This is a genomic window from Myxococcus virescens (assembly GCF_900101905.1).
GTDB lineage: Bacteria > Myxococcota > Myxococcia > Myxococcales > Myxococcaceae > Myxococcus > Myxococcus virescens.
Map to the genome: position 1 here is coordinate 85,302 of NZ_FNAJ01000005.1, position 18,947 is coordinate 104,248.

At 66.0% G+C, this 18,947-nt stretch carries 13 protein-coding genes; 8 read left to right on the forward strand and 5 right to left on the reverse strand.

What is annotated here, in order from left to right:
- Positions 1-396 precede the first annotated feature (396 nt).
- From BLU09_RS16475 to BLU09_RS16505, 7 genes are all read left to right on the forward strand, one after another.
- A complete protein-coding gene (locus BLU09_RS16475; RefSeq protein WP_167371097.1) occupies positions 397-1,713 on the forward strand; it encodes an aromatic ring-hydroxylating oxygenase subunit alpha in 1,317 nt (438 codons plus the stop codon).
- Positions 1,713-2,234: a 3-phenylpropionate/cinnamic acid dioxygenase subunit beta gene (locus BLU09_RS16480; protein WP_090490503.1), complete on the forward strand. Its 522-nt coding sequence runs from the start codon at positions 1,713-1,715 to the stop codon at positions 2,232-2,234. The genes BLU09_RS16475 and BLU09_RS16480 overlap by 1 nt, the downstream gene beginning before the upstream one ends.
- 127 nt (positions 2,235-2,361) lie before the next feature.
- On the forward strand, positions 2,362-3,576 hold the full coding sequence (locus BLU09_RS16485) for a hypothetical protein (protein ID WP_090490504.1): 1,215 nt from the start codon (positions 2,362-2,364) through the stop codon (positions 3,574-3,576).
- 65 nt (positions 3,577-3,641) lie between these two features.
- The gene (locus tag BLU09_RS16490) at positions 3,642-4,910 is read left to right on the forward strand and encodes a phenylacetate--CoA ligase family protein (protein ID WP_090490505.1); all 1,269 of its coding nucleotides are present in this window, start codon (positions 3,642-3,644) and stop codon (positions 4,908-4,910) included.
- A 61-nt stretch (positions 4,911-4,971) separates the two neighbouring features.
- Positions 4,972-5,739 (forward strand): SDR family NAD(P)-dependent oxidoreductase, encoded by a 768-nt coding sequence (locus tag BLU09_RS16495; protein WP_090490506.1) that lies wholly within the window; start codon positions 4,972-4,974, stop codon positions 5,737-5,739.
- A 17-nt stretch (positions 5,740-5,756) separates the two neighbouring features.
- Positions 5,757-6,650 carry an HpcH/HpaI aldolase/citrate lyase family protein gene (locus BLU09_RS16500; protein ID WP_143043143.1) on the forward strand — a complete coding sequence of 298 codons (894 nt, stop codon included), beginning with the start codon at positions 5,757-5,759 and terminating at the stop codon, positions 6,648-6,650.
- Positions 6,651-6,675: 25 nt separating this feature from the next.
- Complete coding sequence (locus tag BLU09_RS16505) at positions 6,676-7,185, forward strand: MaoC family dehydratase (protein ID WP_090490508.1); 510 nt, start codon at positions 6,676-6,678, stop codon at positions 7,183-7,185.
- Positions 7,186-7,237: 52 nt separating this feature from the next.
- Here the strand turns inward: BLU09_RS16505 and BLU09_RS16510 are convergent, their stop codons facing one another.
- The 5 genes from BLU09_RS16510 to crtI all read right to left on the reverse strand — a co-directional run bounded on the left by BLU09_RS16510 (position 7,238) and on the right by crtI (position 13,396).
- Positions 7,238-8,446: an aminotransferase class I/II-fold pyridoxal phosphate-dependent enzyme gene (locus BLU09_RS16510; protein WP_090490509.1), complete on the reverse strand. Its 1,209-nt coding sequence runs from the start codon at positions 8,444-8,446 to the stop codon at positions 7,238-7,240.
- Between the two features lie 55 nt (positions 8,447-8,501).
- The gene (locus tag BLU09_RS16515; RefSeq protein ID WP_167371098.1) at positions 8,502-9,458 is read right to left on the reverse strand and encodes an ornithine cyclodeaminase family protein; all 957 of its coding nucleotides are present in this window, start codon (positions 9,456-9,458) and stop codon (positions 8,502-8,504) included.
- Positions 9,455-10,603 carry an alpha-hydroxy acid oxidase gene (locus BLU09_RS16520; RefSeq protein WP_090490511.1) on the reverse strand — a complete coding sequence of 383 codons (1,149 nt, stop codon included), beginning with the start codon at positions 10,601-10,603 and terminating at the stop codon, positions 9,455-9,457. The genes BLU09_RS16515 and BLU09_RS16520 overlap by 4 nt, the downstream gene beginning before the upstream one ends.
- 44 nt (positions 10,604-10,647) lie before the next feature.
- Complete coding sequence (gene hppD, locus BLU09_RS16525) at positions 10,648-11,712, reverse strand: 4-hydroxyphenylpyruvate dioxygenase (RefSeq protein ID WP_167371099.1); 1,065 nt, start codon at positions 11,710-11,712, stop codon at positions 10,648-10,650.
- Between the two features lie 226 nt (positions 11,713-11,938).
- Positions 11,939-13,396 carry a phytoene desaturase family protein gene (crtI, locus tag BLU09_RS16530; protein ID WP_244171777.1) on the reverse strand — a complete coding sequence of 486 codons (1,458 nt, stop codon included), beginning with the start codon at positions 13,394-13,396 and terminating at the stop codon, positions 11,939-11,941.
- A gap of 219 nt (positions 13,397-13,615) precedes the next feature.
- Here crtI and BLU09_RS16535 point away from each other — a divergent pair, with 219 nt between their 5' ends.
- Positions 13,616-18,910 (forward strand): trifunctional serine/threonine-protein kinase/ATP-binding protein/sensor histidine kinase, encoded by a 5,295-nt coding sequence (locus BLU09_RS16535; protein ID WP_090490514.1) that lies wholly within the window; start codon positions 13,616-13,618, stop codon positions 18,908-18,910.
- Positions 18,911-18,947: the final 37 nt, after the last annotated feature.

Here is an 18,947-nt window from a genome sequence, read left to right on the forward strand (position 1 = left end):
CGCCAGTTACCACAACGGGCATGCCCAGTCAGCAGGCGGTGGAGCGGCGCTTCGGGTGGCCCGCTCCACGAGCGAGCCGGTGCTCGAGCTCCCCGGACCCGCTCCGATCCGAACGACAAATGACGTAACTCTCTCGTAAGCCTGGATTCCATCCATCACGGGTTCAATCGTAATTCCCGCGTGACAGGACACCAAAGGCGATGCTAGCAATGGGAGACCTTCCGGGAGGGGCTCTTCAGGCCTGATGCGTTCTCCTCAGGTAGCGATTGATGGGGGGCCTGCAAGGCTTCGACGTTCAGCAGCCTTCTTCAGGTGGCCATCACCGCATGGGCGGTGCGACTGGCGTGGCACACATCAGGACTGACAATGAAGAGTCGTGCGTCCGAGGGGGGCCCCATGCATGCATCCGTGCCCGGCCGATACTCGCAGCTCGTGGACACCCAGAAGGGCCTCGTTCGTCGCGAAATCTTCGTAGACGAAGAGGTGTTCCGCGACGAATTGCGCCAGATATTTGGCCGTTGCTGGCTCTACCTCGCGCATGAGAGCCAGGTCCCCGCCAAAGGCGATTATGTGAATGTTTTCATGGGCACCGAATCGGTGCTCGTGTGCATGGGGCGGGACGGGAAGATCCGGGCCTTCCTGAACTCATGCCGTCACCGGGGCAACCGCGTCTGTCGCGCCGATCGCGGCAATGCCAGCACGTTCGTCTGCCCCTATCACGGGTGGTCCTACGACCTGGCGGGGAAGCTGGTGGGCGTGCCCGGCGCGAAGGAGCTCTATCACGGCGATCTCGACCGTTCCCAATGGGGTCTGGCCCCCGTTGCGCAGGTCGCAAGCTATAAGGGGCTCATCTTCGGGACCTTCGATCCCGAAGCCCCTCCCCTCGAGGAGTATCTGGGCGACATGCGCTGGGGCCTGGATTTGCTACTCGACCAGGGCGATCTCGTTGCAGTACCAGGCACGATCCGATGGTCAATGGCCTGTAATTGGAAGCTGGCCGCGGACAATGGAGCGGGAGACACGTACCACGCCTTGTGGACGCACCGTTCAGCGGTTCTCGCGGGCCACCCCGAAGGAGACGGGGTGACAAACGATGAGCTCGCGATTGGCAAGCACCGGGGTTTCACCATGGTGACTGGATACGGCCATGGCTACAACGCGGACTGGCTCGCCGAGAATGTCGACATGGGCTCGCCCCTGGCAGCCTGGCGCCGCAATCCTGACGTCCAACGGAAGCTGGGGCCCTTCCGCCAGAACGTCCATCGCGCCAATCAAAACGTCTTCCCGAACCTGTTCGTCAACACAGGGTCGCGTGACCTGATGGTTCGCAATCCCATCAGTCCGACGAAAACAGAGACCTGGAGGACGATTCTCGTCGACAAGAACGCCGATCCCGAGATCCAACGGATGCAGATCCGAGCCTCCAACCGCCATTTCGGGCCGGGAGGAATGTTCGAGCAGGACGACGGCGAGAACTTCGAACAGTGCACCTCTGCCGCCAGCGGCGCGTTCTCGCAGGCGTACCCGCTCCATTACGGAATGGGCCTCGGGCACGGACAGGTCGTGAACGACGGGAATTCACCTCCGCGCATCGACAGCGTCATGAACGAGCATGCGCAACTGTGGATGTATCGCGCCTGGGCAGAATTCATGGACGCCCCCAGTTGGAAACACCTGAGGCAGGAGCATTCACGGCCGGAGGGAGTCCTCTGATGTCGCCCCACCTCGAGGCGATGCTGCTCCAGCATGAAATCGAGCAGTTCTACTACATGGAGGCGGCGCTGCTGGATGAGCGCCGGTTCAACGAGTGGCTGGCGCTCCTCACGAAGGACCTGGAGTACTGGATGCCGGTTCGTTCGACCCGAACCCGCGCCGACATGCACCTTGAATTCTCCAAGCCCGGCGAGGCCGCCTACTTCGACGATGACAAGCAGACGATGACCGCGCGCGTGAAGAAGCTCGACACCGGGTTCTCCTGGGCCGAGGACCCGCCGTCTCGAACTCGCCATCTGGTGAGCAACGTCCGCATCACCGGGAGAAGCGGCGAGGGAGAGCTCGAGGTCTCGAGCAACTTCCACGTCTACCGCTCGCGCCTGGCGAACGATGAGGATTCGTGGTTCGGCCGTCGGGAGGACTGCCTCAGGAAGCTCGATGACTCCTGGCAAGTGAGCCGTCGGCATATCTATTTGGACCAGGTCAGTCTCGACTCCCAGAATCTCAGCATCTTCTTCTGAAGACGCGCCGTCTCTCGCCATTGCTGCAATCGCCCTGAACGGCGCAACGCGAACCGACAGGTGGTGCTCACCACCCGCGGAAGCGTCGCGAGCGCCGCATTGCCCAGCCTGGGAACCGGATAGACGAATGACCGTGACCTTTCAGAACATGCCTCTGGAGTTCTCGCTCGCGGAGGCCGATCCAGCCCTGTGGAGTCGACTGCCCAGCCAGGTCCAGGCGATCGCAGGCGACTGGATGAGCACGGGCCGCATCCCGACTGCTGACATCGTCGCACCTTTTCACGCCCCGCCATTCGTCAAGCCGCGGTTCCACGTTCGCGCAATGTACCGCTGCGTCGACGGCCATGGATTCGACCAGGGTGTCATCGCGCTCAAGGGTACCGAGACGGCCGCACGGGACATGCGGCTTGCCCTGCAAACGATGACCGCCGGGCGACCCTATGTGAACCGCATCGAGCTCTTCATGTACCAGGAGTACAAGCTTCCGATCGCGGTCCGTCTCCGTGAAGCCCTCCTCGATGCAAGGAAGGCGCTCGCCCTGAATCAAGCGCTCTGGACCACCTTTGAAGAGCAGGCCCCCATCCCGGTGCCCCTGGGCGTCTTCAGGTGGCCCGTGGAGCACCAGCGCGCATATGAGGACGAGCTTCAGAAGGTCCTCTCCGACACGGGCGCAGAGGTCGCTGAGCAGCTCCAGGACTCGCTGGGCGTGCTCGTGTACTACTTCCCACGGTCACCCATCCGTGTCAGGCATCTCCGCCACGAGAAGACAAGCGCGTATCCCGACGCGGCGGGCAGAGCGGAACGGGTGCGGAGCTGGGTGGAGCTCGCCGCCAGGCTGATGGTCGCGGGCTACTTCCCGTGCACGCTCGACAACCAGCGCCAGGGGTGCTGCCTCTCCGATCAGAATGTCTGCGTGGATGGCGGCTTCGTGGACATCGACTCCATCAAGCGCATGTCCGACATCACCGATCCGGGGTTGTTCCACGGCAACCTGTTGCTGACGGTGGCGATGCTTGCGCACAGCTGCGCCGTCTATCTCTCTGGAGAGAAGACGGTCGCGAGCCACCCTGCGTTCGAGCAGGTCGTTACGATGCACAGCATCTTCGGGTCCAATCTGGCAGGCGCCCTCTACCTGCCCGCGATCTGGAGGGACCTCACGTCGGCCTTGCAGAGGCTCATTGAGGCGGGACACACAGTGGACGAGCGTCTCGAGACGCTGCTCAAGAAGGATTCGGGCGCCGATCTTCTCGTTGAGCTCACTTCGAGAATCCCGGGGCAGTCAGAATCCTCCAGCGAGATGACATTTCACACCTCGGTCAAGCATCCGTTTGAAGCGCCCTGACATCACAGAGCGGCTCTTGCTGTCGTCAGGGGCATCCACCTCTACTCCGCGGAACGGTATCAGCCATGCAAGTGTTTACACTGGAGACACTCGTCGCCCTGGCACGAGAGCGGTCACCCTACTACCGGAAGCTCTACCGTGACCTTCCCAGGAGTGGCTGGAGGCTGCGGGATCTCCCCATCATCGACCTGGAGGACTTCTGGGCTGTCAATGACTTCAACGGAAGCCAGGTCTATACTGACACCGTCTTCGACGGACTCATCGGCTCGACCACGGGTACGACAGGGAGCCCCAAGGTCATTCCCTATACCCGGGAGGAGTGGCGGACGACGATTGAGCTGGTCGGCCGCATGTTCTGGATGAGCGGGGTCATCAAACCGGGTCAGCGCGTGGCGAACCTGGCGACCGCGGTGCGTTTGTACACCTCGCACCTCTTCGTCCACGATGCACTCCAGGTTTCGCCCATCCGTTGCTTGGAGCTGGCAATGTCCAGCAACACGACGGTTGATTTCATCGCAGATGCATTCGACATGTTCCGGCCGGAAGCAGCGATCGGCATGGTGGTGCCGCTGCTGAACATCGGCACGGAGATCGCCGGGCGCTCGAAGACCCCGGATTACGTCAGCCGGCTGCTCTGCGGAGGCGAGATCATCTCCGACGACCAGCTCGCATACTTCGGCCGGGTGTACCCGAACGCCAGGATCTGTGGCAGCGTCTACGCCACGCACGAAGCCGGAATCCTGGGGCTCTGGGATGAGTCCTGCGGTCCGCAGGAGATGCGCGTTTACGATGAGTGCGCGCTGCTCGAGATCGTCGACGCATCGGGCAACCCCATCGAAGAGGAGGGCCAACCGGGGACGGTCATCGCGACCAGCCTGACCAAGTCCCTCATGCCGGCCATTCGCTACCCCACGGGGGATCGGGGGGTCTGGGCTGGACCTCCAGGGCCAGGGCGCAAGTTCCGTCTGCTGGGACGAGCCCAGCCTCGCCTCTACGACATCGGCGGCCAGACCATAGACGTGGACGACCTCGGTTTGACGCTGAGCGGCTCCATTCCAGAGATCCTGGTCTTGTCGGTTCAGTTGGTCCAGGAAACCCGCGAGGGGGCGGAAGTCGTCACGATGCGCATCTCTCACGCGCCGCGCACAACGGGAGCCAGCGCCGATGTTCGCGCCGTGGAAGAGAGGGTTCGGATGCGCGTGCCCGCCTTCGCCGCCATGGAACGCTCTGGAGCAGTCTCGCGGTTCAAGATTGAGTTGGCGTCGCCGATGATCGAGGTCAGCGGAGGCCTGGGGAAGCTTCAGCGCGTCATCGACCGACGGGGGCGCGCGTAGACAGCGGCCAATACAGCGAACGGTTCTCTCAATCCCACACCAGGTGATTCCCTCAACGCGAATGAATGCATCAACCAGGTTCCAGGGGGCCATCGTGCTCGTCACGGGCGGCACGGCGGGCATCGGATTGGCATGTGCCGAAGTCTTCGCGCGAGGAGGTGCACAGGTCGTCGTCGTCGGTCGTGACGCCGAAAAAGGCGAGCGGGTTCGCGAGAACTTCGCGGCGCGGAGCTGGGCGTGCGACTTCATCAGTGCGGATGTGTCCAAACGGGAGGGGATACAGGCGTTGTTCGCCCGGGTCACCGAGCGTTATCGTCGCCTCACGGTCGCCGTGAACAACGCGGGAACCGATGGTGCCTCCTTCACTCCCCTCCTCCAGTATCCAGATGACATCTGGGATGAGGTCATCAACCTCAATCTCACCAGCGTCTACCTGTGCATGAAGGCGGAGCTTGCGTTGATGATGGGCCATCCGAACTGCGCGATCATCAACGTGGCTTCGCTCGCGGGACTGAAGGCGAGCTACAGCGGTGGCGGTGCGTACACCGCGAGCAAGCATGGCCTCATCGGGCTCACCAAGAGCGCGGCCATCGAGTATGCGCCGCATCGGATCCGCATCAATGCGGTTTGCCCTGGGCTGGTGAGGACCCAGATGGCAATCGATGTCCTTGGCGATGAGAAACTCGCCGCGGTCGGTGAGAAGAACCCTCTGGGCCGGCTCTGTGAGCCCCGTGAAGTCGCCGACACCGTTGCCTGGTTGAGCACTCCCGAGTCTTCGTTTGTTACAGGCGTGGCCCTGCCGGTGGACGGCGGGCTCATCGCGAGTTGATTGAGCAGGAGCCCAGCGTGACCATCTGCTTTCTGTATACCTCCGTACTCCGGTTCGACCCCACCCGGGACGATCCGGGCTTTGGCAGTGACGTCGTGATGATCGATCTCGAGGACGCCGTCCATGCGGCCTCAAAGGCCAAGGCAAGGCAAAGGCTGGCCGAGCTCGACTTGAGGGCACTGACCCAGCGGGGTCGCCGCTTCGGAGTCCGGATCAACCACCTCGCCTCCCTGGATGGCATCCGGGACCTCGATGCCGTTTGTCGAGGTCATGAGGAGGGCCGCCTTCCCATCGAGTACCTGCAGATCCCGAAGGTCCGCTCTCACCACGAAGTGGTGCTCTGCAGGTCGGTGATGGAGAAGCTGAAAGGCGTCAAGCTCTTCCCCATCGTCGAAACGCCCGAAGGCATGGACGACATCGAGCGTATCGCCTCCGTGAGCGATCTGCTCCTGTTCGGGCAGGCGGACATCACCGCCACCATGTACCGCCCCAACGAGGCGTACCTCGCGCAGGCCCGGGGGCGGTTCTGCGTCGCCTGTGCGCGATATGGGATCCCACCCGTCGACACGAAGCTCTTCGAAGAGGTGGAGGACATGGCCCGCTTCGAAGCCGCGTGTCGCGATTCGAAGAATGAAGGCTTCATGGCAAAAGCCATCATTCACCCCAACCAGGTGCCGATCGTGAAGAAGGTCTATTCGGTGCCCTCCGCCGAGCTCGAGACATACCAGCGGACGATCAGCAGCTACGAAGCCGCGGCCAACGGCTTCGCCATCGTCGATGGCTCGGTCATCGCCCCGCCCTTCGTCGCCAAGGCGCGGCTGATGTTGGACTATTACACGTCTCAGCAAGCATCCGGGTCACCCGGCGGAACGGAAGAGCGCGGGCGGGACCCATCCGCTCGAATTGGCTGATAGCCCACACGGGAGAAGCGAACACATGCAGAAATCAGCATACATCCAGGTTGGCGAGCGACGGTACCGCGAGGACAAGGGACTCTATCTGGAGGACCTCGAGCCGGGGCTCATCTTCGAGCATCGGCCTGGCCGGACCATCACGGCCACTGACAACATCTGGCAGTCGCTGATCAACATGAATCAGCACCCCATCCACATCAACGAGCACTACGCAGCGGAGACCGAGTTCGGCCGCCTCCTGGTGGGAGGGCTCGTGACGTTCAACATCGTGAACGGGATGACGGTCAGCACCGTCAGCCAGAAGGCGATTTGCCACCTGGGCTGGGACAAGGTCCGGTTCCCCGAACCGGTGTTCGTCGGAGATACCCTCTACGCCGAATCGGAGGTGCTGTCGCGGCGCAACTCCAACTCGAGGCCTGGCCAGGGCATCGTCGTGGTGGAGACGCGCGGAAAGAATCAGAAGGATGTGACTGTCGTCACCTTCGAGCGGTCGATTCTGATTCCGAGCCGGGACTACGTCGCCAAGAAGTAACCCGTCGTCAGGAAGGCGCTCACCACGAGCGAGCGCCTTCCGCCGCGACACCCTACGCGGCCGCCTTCACCTCGGCGACGCTTTCCTTCACCGCGTCACAGAAGGCGAGCAGGTCCGCTTTCTCCATGTCCGCCCGCCCCATGATGCGCAGTCCAGCGCGGCCGCGCGCGACGATCGGGAAGAAGACGGCGGAGGTATAGAAGCCCCGGCGATACACGCGCTGAGAGACCTCGAGCGCATGCTCCGACTCGCCGATCTCGATGACCCGGATGGGCAACCCGTCGTTCGCGTAGGGCGTGGGGATCAGCGAATCCAGGTAGGCCATGTTCGAGCGCATCTTCTCCTGGAGCGCGGCAACCTCCTCCGTCATGTGAAGCTCCGCGGTCGCCTTGGCCGCCCCCATGGCGGGAACGTTCACCTGCTGGCTCCACCCGAGAGGTCCCGCGGAGTAGTCGATGAGCTCGCGCTGCCGCTGGGTCCCGAACAGGAGCACGCCCCCCACAGTGCCGAACGATTTGGCAAGTGAAGCTGCAATCATGGTGCGCTCGCCCAGATCGCCGATCTGGGGGCGGAACATTCCCTGACCGCGCCTACCGCATACCGAGACGGAGTGCGAATCATCCACGTAGAGGAACAGCCCGTACCGGTCCTGCAACTGGAGGAGGTCGCGGACGGGAGCGGCTCCGCCGGTACTGTACGCGCCGTCACAGACATAGACCACGGCGGGGTGCGTCTTGCACGCATCCTCGAGCGCGTTCATGTCATTGTGGGGGATGGTGACAACCTCCGTCTCGTCCCCACAAACGGCCTTCATGATATTCATCGAGAAGTGACAGTTCTTGTCGAATACCATGACGGGCTTGACGCCGCCCGTCAGGTGACCGGACGACAGCAACGGCAACGCCGTCGCTGAAGCGTAGAAACATGACGGCGTGAGGTAGGCCTTGCTCTCGAAGAGCGTGGCCAGCGCCTCTTCGGCCTCGCCGAGCAACGCAGGCGCAATCCGCACCCTCGAAACGGCATGATTCAGCACGCCCTCCCGCTCGATGGCCTGCTTCGCCCCTTCGAGGATCTTGGGGTGCCTGTTCAGCCCGAGGTACGAACATGAGACCATGTTGACGAACTGGTGGCCGTCAGCGGTCTGCAGCTTGCTGGTGTCCGTCTTGCCGGTACGGATGTGCATGAGCCCGCGCTCGGCGCCTTCGCGCCAACTGCTCTCGCTCGCGGTGATCATCTTGCTGATGTTGTGGTACTTCCCCATGGCGGCTTCGTCCCTTTCGACCTCGATACGCGTGCTGTGAATGGAGGCAGGCCCGTCACTCGGTGCGCGTCAGTTCGGCTCGCAAGTCTGAGCGTTCGAGCACATGCATTGAGGCGAGAAGATCCAGAAATGCATGTCCCGTGGAGCAGAACGCGGTTCGAACCTCGCGCAATTCGCTGGCGTCGAGGTGCACCAGCCTGGCGAGCGGTGTCGCGTGGCGGTGGACCTCTCCTGCCTCAGCCACCGCCATCTCCACGTCCTCCACGATGAGCCTGGATGTCTCCAGGACATCCACCGGGAGCTCACGCGAGCGAGGGGTATGCGCTCCCATGCAATTGATGTGGAGGCGCTTTCGCCGCAGCGCTGCGCTCGAAACCACCGGAGCGGTCGAGGTCGTCGTGGTGCTCACGATGTCCGCCGGCGCCACCGCCTCGTCCGCTGAATTGCAGGCGACCCACCGAGCACCGCCCGCGAGCGCTTCGTTGCGACGGATGAACTCACGGACATTGTTCGGGTTGCGTGAGTACACGCGAACCTCACCGAGCTTCCGCACGGCGCCAACACCGCGGAGTTGCTCACGTGCCTGCACGCCGCTGCCGATGATGGCGAGCACCTCCGCCTGCTCGTGGGCGCAGATGTCCGTCACCAGGGCGGACACCGCGGCGCACTTGAGGTTCGTAATGGCCATGCCGTCCAGAATGGCCAGCGGCGCCCCGGTGTGTGCCGAGAACACCACCACGAGCGCATGAACGCTCGGGTGCTGCGAGAGCGCCTGCGGCACCACGGCCCCGACCTTGGTGATGAACAGCCGGTGCTTTCCGCTGTAGATCGGCATCGCGACGAACGCACGGAACGGGTCCTCGCGCAGGATGAGTGAGCGCGGGGGGGCCTCGAGGTCCTGGGGTTCGGCGTAGGCGGCGCGGAGCTCGGCCACGAAGGTCCGCAGGTCGGAGACTCGCGCGACCTCCTGCTGCGTCACATACCGCAAGCCCGCCTCTTCGAGCCCGGTCACAAGCCCTCCTCGGGCGCGCTCCACCCGCCACCGCAAGGCGGTGCCAAGGCGACCAGCGAGCGGTCAATCTCTGTCCAGCGCGACTGGCCACAGAGTGCCAACGCCTGTTCAAGCTCGGCGCGGAGCAGGCGCAGCACGTCGGTTACCCCTTCGGCACCGCGCGCGATCAAACCCCACATGATGGGCCGACCGATGAGGACGGCATCGGCGCCGAGCGCGCGAGCCTTCAGCACATCCGTACCGCGGCGGATGCCACCATCCAGCAGGATGCGGCAACGCCCCCCCGCACCTTCGACGACCTCTGGAAGGACATCCAGGCTGGCGGGTGCACCGTCGAGCTGCCGGCCACCGTGGTTCGAAACGATGATCCCATCGATTCCCACGGAGGCGGCTCGTTGAGCATCCTCTCGCGTGAGGACGCCTTTCAGCAGAACGGGCAATGCCGTCTGCTGCTTCAGGCGCTCCACGGTGCTCCAGCTCAATGCTGCGTCGAAGAGCTGGCCGACGTGCAGCGCGACGCCGGAGGTGCCCTGCTGGGAGCGGTGCAGCTCCGGCGAGGCCTCCATGAGCAGGTTGCTGGGCCGCAGATGCGCGGGCAGCGCGAAGCCGTTGCGCAGGTCGCGCTCGCGGCGGCCCATGCGCGGCATGTCAACGGTAATCACCAGCGCCTCGTATCCAGCGGACTCCGCACGGCGAACCAGTGACAAGGTCAGCTCCGGATCCTTCAGACAGTAGAGCTGAAACCAGAGGGGCGCGCTCGCCGCCCTCGCGAGGTCCTCGAGGGTGCGGTTGGACATGGTGCTGACGACCATCGCGGTGTGCGCCGCGCCAGCCCCTTGCACAGTAGCGACCTCGGCCGCGGGATGAGCGAGGCCCTGATAGCCAATGGGCGCCACCAGGAGCGGAGACGCGAGCGTCCTGCCGAAGAGAGGCACGGAGACGTCTACCGTATCGCGTCCAGAGAGGATTCGCGGCCGAAGCGTCCAACGCTCGAAGGCAGCGCGATTCGCTGCCAGGGTGCGCTCGTCGTCACTGCCTCCGGCGATGAAGTCCCAGGCGGAAGGTTCAGCGCGTTTCCTGGCGAGACGGGCGTATTCCGCCAGATTGACCGGATTGGATTCAGCACCCACGTTGTGCTCGAACATGCCTCGTCCCTCCCTTGACGCGCCCGCTGGAAGCGCGGCGCCCCCTACCCTCTCGCGGTGTTCGCGGCGAGCGCGATACGGTCTGCCTCCACGGCGTCGAAGAGCGCGCGGATGTTGCCACTGCCGAAGCCGGTCACGGCGCCCTTGCGCTGGATGATCTCGATGAAGAACGTCTGCCGCGGGTGCAGCGAGCGCGTAAACGTCTGCAGCAGGATTCCACCCGGCCCTGGATCGACGAGGACCTTGAACTCGCGCAGGTCCGCCATGGGCACGTCGAGGGCAGCGACGCGGTTGGGCAGCTGCTCATAATACGTGTCTGGCACGTCGAGCGCCTTCACCTTGCCTCTCAAACCATGGAGGGTGCGGCAGATATCGTCAGTGAGGAGCCCGAGATGATAGACACCGGCCCCGCGGTTGAGCGTGAGGAACTCAGCGATGGGTCCAGTCGGGTTCTGCGCCAGCGGCTCCTGCAGCGGGAACCGGATAGGGCCTCGCTGAACAACCCGGGCGTTCATCCCGCTCAGCTCGGTCTCGACGTACTCCGCGTGTCCATCTTCGAAGCCGAGCACGCGCTTGTAGAACTCAGCAACGGTATCGAGCTCTCCGGTGGGCAGGCACACGGCGACGTGATCCAGCGAGCGAATACCGACGTCTGACGTGGCACGCGAGGTCGCCGAAAGCGGCCGGAAGAAATCGGGGAGCGACCGGCTCTCGACAAAGGAGTGAACGACGTCCCCGAAGCCACGAATCGTACGTCCAGCCTTGGTGAGGCCCGCCACGGCGGACGCTTCGACGGGCGTGGCCCCCAGCGCAACCGCTTCGTTGAACGCCTGCGTTGCATCATCGACAGCGAATGCGACATCGCGGACGCCATCGCCATGCTGCCGCGTGAACTCCGCGACGGGGCCGCTGCCATCCACAGACGAGGTGACAACGAACGTGGCATCGCCTTGCGCCAGCACGATGGAGCGATGCCCGGCAAGGCCCGTTTCCGGTCCTGCCTCCGCGATGGCATCAAACCCGAAAACTCGCTGATAGCATTCAGCGACCACCCGCGCGTCCTCTACCCAGAATTCGATATGAGCGATGTCGTGAAGCAGTGATCGCATAAGATGTATGGCCTCGGAAAGTTCGTCCTGTGCTCGAACGACGACTGGGTTGACACCCGTCCCCCTGAATTCGCGAGCTTCTAGCATTCGCAGTTTTGTTCGTCCATAGCACTCATCAAAAGCAGATGGAAAGCCGCACAGTGGCGGCGGATTGAGCCGCTATTGGCTGAACCTCTTGAGGCAATTCTGACATCACCTCTGGGTTCCGCGATTCTTGCAAAAGGCGCTACGCCAGCGGAATGACTGTGTCCACGATCTTGGCAGAGCACAGCACGGCGGGGAGGCCCGCTCCAGGGTGCGTTCCTGCGCCAACCATGTAGAGGCGGTCAACGTCCTCGCTCCGGGCCTGTGCCCGAAGGAACGTGGTCTGCCAAAGCGTCGGCGCGAAGCTGAACGCGGCCCCTTTAAAGGATCGCAGTTCGTCTCGGAAATACTCCGGCGTCGCCATCCGAGACGTCATCAATTCCGAACCCAGCCCTGGCAAGACGGTCCGCGACAGCCGATCCTCCAACTCTCGTCGGAAAGCCTCGGCCCGCTGCTTCCATTCCGCCCCTCTCCCCAGGTGCGGCACCGGCGCCAGGACATAGAAAGCATCATGGCCTGACGGAGCCAGCGCCGCGTCTGTCGCTGTGGGCCTGTGTAGATAGAGCAAGGGGTCCGCTGACGGCTGTCCAGGGCCTTCCAGCCCTGAGAACATCCCCCGGAAGTCCTTGCCGAACAGCAGCGTGTGGTGCGCGACCTCCGGGTACTGACGCCGCGTCCCGAAGTACCAGAGGAACGCGCTCATCGAGTACCGAGCCCGGTTGATGCGCTCGTCCGTCCAGTGCTTCCGGACATGCCCTGGCACCAGGTACCGGTACGTCCACGCCGCGTCCGCGTTCGACACCACCACGTCCGCCGCCAGCCCTGTCCCGTCCCCGAGCCTCACGCCCGTCGCCTTCCGCCCCTCCAATGCAATCTCAGTCACCTCGCTGCCGTAACGGACCTCGCCGCCCAGGGACTCCAATAGCGCCACCAGGCCGCGCACCAGCGCGCCAGTTCCACCCACCGGAAAGAACGCCCCCCAGCGCCGCTCCACGAATTGAATCGAGGTGTACACCGCGCTCGCTGTCGCGAAGGGACTGCCGCCAATCAGCAGCGGATGGAAGCTCAACGCCTGCTGCAAGCGCTCGTCCCGGATGTGCTTCGACACCAGGCCGAACATGGACCGAAACGCCTCGTCACGCACCAGCGCGGGGGTGAAGGGCGCCAGGCTCAGCACGTCCGGCACCGGCGTGCTCATCAGGGGCCCAATGCCCGCCTCGTACATCCGCTCCACGCGGGCGCAGAGCGCCAGGAATCCCGCCTCATCCCGCGGAGACAGTCGCCGCACGGACTGGCGCATCGCCTCGCGGTCCGTGTGGTAATCGAACGTGGAGCCATCCGGGAACCGCATCCGGTACAGCGGCGCCACGGGCCGGAGCTCCACGTGGTCCGCCATGCGTTGCCCCGCCAGCGCCCACAGCTCTTCCAGCAGGTGCGGACACGTGATCACCGTGGGGCCCGCGTCGAACGTGAAGCCGTCCTGCTGGAAGGCGTTCGCCCGCCCGCCCGGGCTGTCCATCCGCTCGAGCACCGTGACGCGCCACCCACGCGCCGCCAGCCGGATGGCCGCGGCCAATCCACCGAAACCACTGCCAATCACGATTGCGTGTCGTCCACCGCTTCGTGCGGCCAGGCCAGCCATCCCAGAGGGTCTCAGCACGGTGACTCGATCCATCGCACACCCGCGAGGCCCACTCCACTTCACCCGCGGGCAGGCATCCGTCCTCACATCGCCCGCGCTCTGTTGCGAGCCCCCAGTGCCAGGGCTACCCTCCCCGCCTCAACGGGGAGTGCGCTCCTTCGCGCACGGGTGGAAGCAATGATGGATGTTCCCGGCTACCGCATCGGCAGAGAGGTCACCACCGCAGGGGCCTTCCAGCTCTTGCGCGCCACACGCGAGGAGGACGGCGCCTCGGTCATCCTCAAGATTCCCGACGCGGCGCGGCTCCCCGTCGCCACCACGCGGCTTCGCCATGAGTGGGAGCTGACGAACGCCCTGAGTCTCGACGGCGTCCTGCGGCCCCTGGCGTGGGCCGAAGCGCGGGACGGCGCGCCCGTGCTCATCCTGGAAGGCTTCGGTGATGCGACGCTGACCCAACGCCTGTCACACGGGCGCGTGGAGCCGCGCGCCGCATGCCGTATCGCGCTGTCGTTGGCGCGCGCCCTGGGTGCCATCCACGAGCAGGGCATCCTCCACCGGGACCTGAACCCCAGCAGCATCCTCGTGGGCACGGATGGCGAGTCCGTGAAGCTCACTGGCTTCACCCTCGCCACGCGCAGACCCCGCGCCGAGGTCGCACCGCTCGCGCCCGAGCGGTTGGAGGGCCGCCTCGAATACCTCTCCCCCGAGGGCACCGGGCGCACCCACCGCAGCGTGGACTCGCGGGCAGATTTCTATTCCATGGGCGTGGTGCTCTACGAGCTGCTCACCGGGCGCCGCCCCTTCGCGGACACGGATGCGCTGGGCCTCATCCACGCACACGTCGCCCTGCCCCCGCCTCCGCCCGTCAGTGTCGACCCCGAGCTGCCCCAGCCCCTGTCCGACATCGCGCTCAAGCTGCTCGCCAAGTCCCCCGAGGACCGCTACCAGAGCGCCTATGGGCTCGTGGCGGACCTCCAGCGCTGCCTGGGTGCCCTGGAGGGCCCCGGCCCCGTCGCCGCCTTCGTGTTGGGCGCCAAGGACGTCCCTGAGCGCTTCGCCGTCCCCGAGAAGCTCTACGGCCGCGAGCCCCAGCAGGCGGCCCTGCGCGACGCCTTCGAGCGCGCCGCCTCAGGCCGCTCCGCCTTCGTGCTCGTCTCTGGCGCGGCGGGCATGGGCAAATCGGCCCTCACTGGGATGCTCAAGCGGCCCGTCGCGGAGCGCCAGGGCCACTTCGCCCGAGGAAAGTACGACCAGCTCCTCCGCGACACGCCCTACAGCGGCATCTTCGAGGCCTTCCGCGAGGTGGCTCGCGCGCTCCTCGGAGGGCAGGAGCAGGAGCTGGAGACCTGGCGTCAGCACCTCCTCGAAGCCGTGGGCGGCATGGGCCGGCTGGTGGTGGATGCGGTGCCTCGCATGGCGCTGGTGCTTGGCGACCAGCCTCCCGTCCCGGAGCTGGGGCCCGCGGAGTCGGAGCTGCGCTTCCAACTGGTCCTGCGCAAGCTGGTGGCCGCGCTCGCCACACGGGAACATCCCCTGGTGCTCGTCCTGGACGACCTGCACTGGGCGGACAGCACCAGCCTCCAGCTGTTGCGGCTGCTCCTGACGGACCGGGACATCGAACACCTGCTCGTGGTCGCGGGGTGCCGCTCCGAAGAGCTGAGCTCCGACCATCCCGTGGAGTCCCTTGCCCGCGCGCTCCAGGACCACGGCACGCCGGTCCACCGCATCGACCTGGCGCCGCTGTCTCCCGAGGACGTGACGAGGCTGGTCGCGGACGTGTTCCCTCCCGCCGAGGGCCAACCCGACGCGCAGCTCGACGACCTGGTGCTGTCGCTGACGGAAGGCAACCCGTTCCACGCGGTGCAGCTGCTGCGCACCTTCTACGAGCGCGGGCTGGTGCGCTTCGACGCGGACGGCGGTGGCTTCCGGTGGGATGCCAGCGCGCTGCGTGGACAGGATTTCAGTGACGGCGTGGTGGCGCTGCTCACCTCCCGCATCCGAGAGCTGAGCTCCGCCGCGCAGGCCCTGCTGCCCATCGCCGCGGCACTGGGCCATACGTTCGACCTGCGCAGCCTGGCCATCGTCCTGGAGCGTACGGATGAGGCGGCCGAGAAGGGGCTCGTCGAAGTGCTCCAGGCGGGCCTGGTGGCGCCCATTGACGACGCCGACCTCGACAGCGGGGGCACGTATCAGTTCACCCATGACCGCGTGCAGCAGGCCGCGCTGGAGCTGATTCCGGCGGACGTGCATCCGGAAATCCATGCCCGCATCGGCCGGCTGCTCCTGCGGCACACGCCCCCGGAGCGGCTCGACGAAGGACTCCCGGAGCTCGTCAGCCACTTCCACCTGGCGTTGCCCGTGCTCCACGACGAGCAGGAGCGCCACCGCGTGGCGGAGCTGGACCTGCGCGCCGGCCGCAGCGCCAAGTCCCGAGGCGCCTGGTCCGCGGCCCTGCGCCTGTTGAACACGGGCCTGTCCCTGCTCGGCGACGACGGCTGGCGGAAGGACCGGCGGCTCGCCTTCGACCTTCACGTCGACGCGGCCGAAGCGGCGTACCTCGACGCGGACTTCGACCTGATGGAGCGGTTGGCGGCGGCGGCGCTGGCCCATGCGGTGGACAGCGCGGAGGAAGTCCGCGTGCAGGAGGTCCGGCTCCAATGCCTCGCGCACCGGGGCGAGCACTCGCGCGGCGTGGACCTGGGCCTGGAGGTGTTGCGCAAGCTGGGCCAGCCCCTGCCCGCGAATCCGAAGCAACCCCACGTGCTGGCCGCGGTGGCGAAGACGAAGCTGCGCCTGGGTCTGCGCAAGCCCGAGGACCTGGCGGCCCTCCCGGAGTGCACCGACCCGCTCCTGCTCGCCACGCTGCGGCTGCTGGTGAAGCTGTCCTCGCTGGCCTTCATGGCCCGCCCGCTGCTCTTTCCGCTGGTGGTGCTCCGCGTGCTCCAGCTCACCATCCGCCACGGCGCCACGGGCGTGGCCGCGTTCGGCTACGTGGGCTACGGGCTGATGTTGAGCGTGCACCTGGGCAACCCCGAGGAAGGCTTCCGCTACGGCCGGCTGGCGCTGAAGACGCTGGACCGCTTCCAGGCGGAGAGCCTGCGGGCCATGGTGACCTTCGTCTTCAACCTCTTCATCCGGCACTGGAAGGAGCCGCTGTCCGCCTGCGTCGGCGACTTCCTCGCCGCCGCGCAGAAGGGCCAGGAGACGGGCGACATCGAGTATTTCGGCTATGCGTCCAGCGCGGGCTGCGCCACCGCCCTCATCGCCCGGGACGGCCTGGCCGACGGTGGCCCGCGCATGGACCGGTACCGGGACATCCTGGCCACCCATCGCCACAAGAACGTGCTGTTCACCGAGTACATGCGGCACACGCTCGACTCCCTCACAGGTGCCTTCACCGGCAACGTGGAGGCCCGCGAGGAGGAGCTGGTCGCGCCGTACCGGCAGCTCGACTACGGCAACGGCATCGCCACCTGCGACGTGCTACGCACCCTGCGCCGCTGGCTGTGGGGCGATGCGCGCGGAGCGCTGGAGAGCGCCGCGGCGGTGGACGCCCAGGTGGAGCTCATCGCCGGGCAGATCTACCTGCCCTGGTACAAGTTCTTCCAAGGCCTGGCGCTCATGGCGGTCCACCCGACGTTGGGGCCGCTGGACCGGATTCGCTCGTCACGAGCCATCGACGCCATCCGCAAGTCCATGCGCGGCTGGGCCCGCATCGCCCCCATGAACTATGGCGCCCGCGCGGAGCTGCTGGACGCGGAGCGGGCCCGCCTGGACGGCCAGGGGGGCTCGGCCGCGGATGCGTATGACCGGGCCATCCGGCTGGCGCGCCAGTACGGCCTGTCGCTCGACGAGGGCGTGGCCTGCGAGGCCGCGGCACGGTTCCACCTGACGCAAGCCCGCGAGCGCGTGGCCCGCACCTACCTGGAGGAAGCCCGCGCCGCCTACCTGCGCTGGGGGGCCCGCGCCGTCGCGGCTCGGCTGGAGCGGGAGCACCCCCGGCTCTTGCCGTCCGCCCCCACCCCCACGCGCACGGATGCGCCCACCGAAGCGTCCCTGGCCGCGTTGGACCTGGCGTCCGTCATCAAGACGGCGCGCGCGCTGTCCGGCGAAATCGTCCTGGGCAAGCTGCTGCGCAAGCTGATGACGCTGGTCATCGAGAACGCGGGCGCGCGCCGGGGCCTGCTGCTGCTGAAACGGACCGAGGGCCTGGTCATCGCGGCGGAAGGCTCCGTGGACGGCGATGGCGTGGTGCTCGAGGCGCCCATCCCCATGGAGTCCTCCGCGTCGCTGCCGACCTCCATCATCCACTACGTGGTGCGCACCGGAGAGACGGTGCTCCTCCACGACGCCTCAGCGGAAGAGCCCTTCTCCGAGGACCCCTACGTCCGCAGCGCCCAGCCCAAGTCCCTGCTGTGCAGCCCGCTCTTGAAGCAGGGCTCGCTCACGGGCGTGCTCTACCTGGAGAACGACGCCACGCGGGGCGCCTTCACCCCGGAGCGGCTGGAGGTGCTGCGCCTGCTGTCGTTCCAGGCGGCCATCTCCCTGGAGAACGCCGACCTCTACGCCAGCCTGGAGGAGTACAGCCGGACGCTGGAGCGCCGCGTGGAGGAGCGCACCGCCGAAATCCAGCACAAGAACGCCGAGCTGGCGGAGACGCTCACCCGGCTTCAGGAGATGCAGCGCCAGCTCGTGGCGCAGGAGAAGCTCGCGTCCCTGGGCGCGCTCACCGCGGGCATCGCCCATGAGCTCCAGAATCCGCTCAACTTCGTGAACAACTTCTCGAACCTGTCCTCACGACTGGCCGGCGAACTGGAGGAGACGCTGAAGGGCATGGCGGACCGGCTCGACAGCGAGGCCCGCGAGGACGTGCTGGAGACGCTCCAGGACTTGAAGCAGAACGCCCAGCGCATCCACAGCCACGGCACGCGTGCCTCGGACATCATCAAGACGATGCTCCGGCACTCGCGCAAGTCGGAGGGCACCCGCTCCAAGTCGGACCTCAACCTGCTGGTGCGCGACAGTGTGAACCTGGCGGTGCAGGGCCTGCGCAGCCGTCCCGGCGGGGCCAGCGTGAAGATGGAGACCACGTTGGACCCCACCGTGGGCATCGTGGAGCTGGTGGCCAGCGACATCAGCCGGATGCTCACCAACATCCTCGACAACGCGTTCTACGCCGCGGCGCAACATCAACCGCATGCCGGCGCGGGCTTCACGCCCCAGGTGCATCTGAGCACCCGCCGCGTCGGAAGCAAGGTGGAGCTGCGCATCCGAGACAACGGGCCGGGCATCCCCGAGGACCTCCGCGAGAAGCTCTTCCACCCCTTCTTCACCACCAAGCCCGCGGGCGTCGGCACGGGGCTGGGGCTCTCCCTGTGCCACGACATCGTCCAGGAGCACCAGGGCGACCTCCGCGTGGAGAGCGCGCCCGGCGCCGGGGCCGAGTTCATCGTCACCCTGCCCGCGCCCTGAAAGCGAAGGCCCCGCCTCCCGTGAGGGAAGCAGGGCC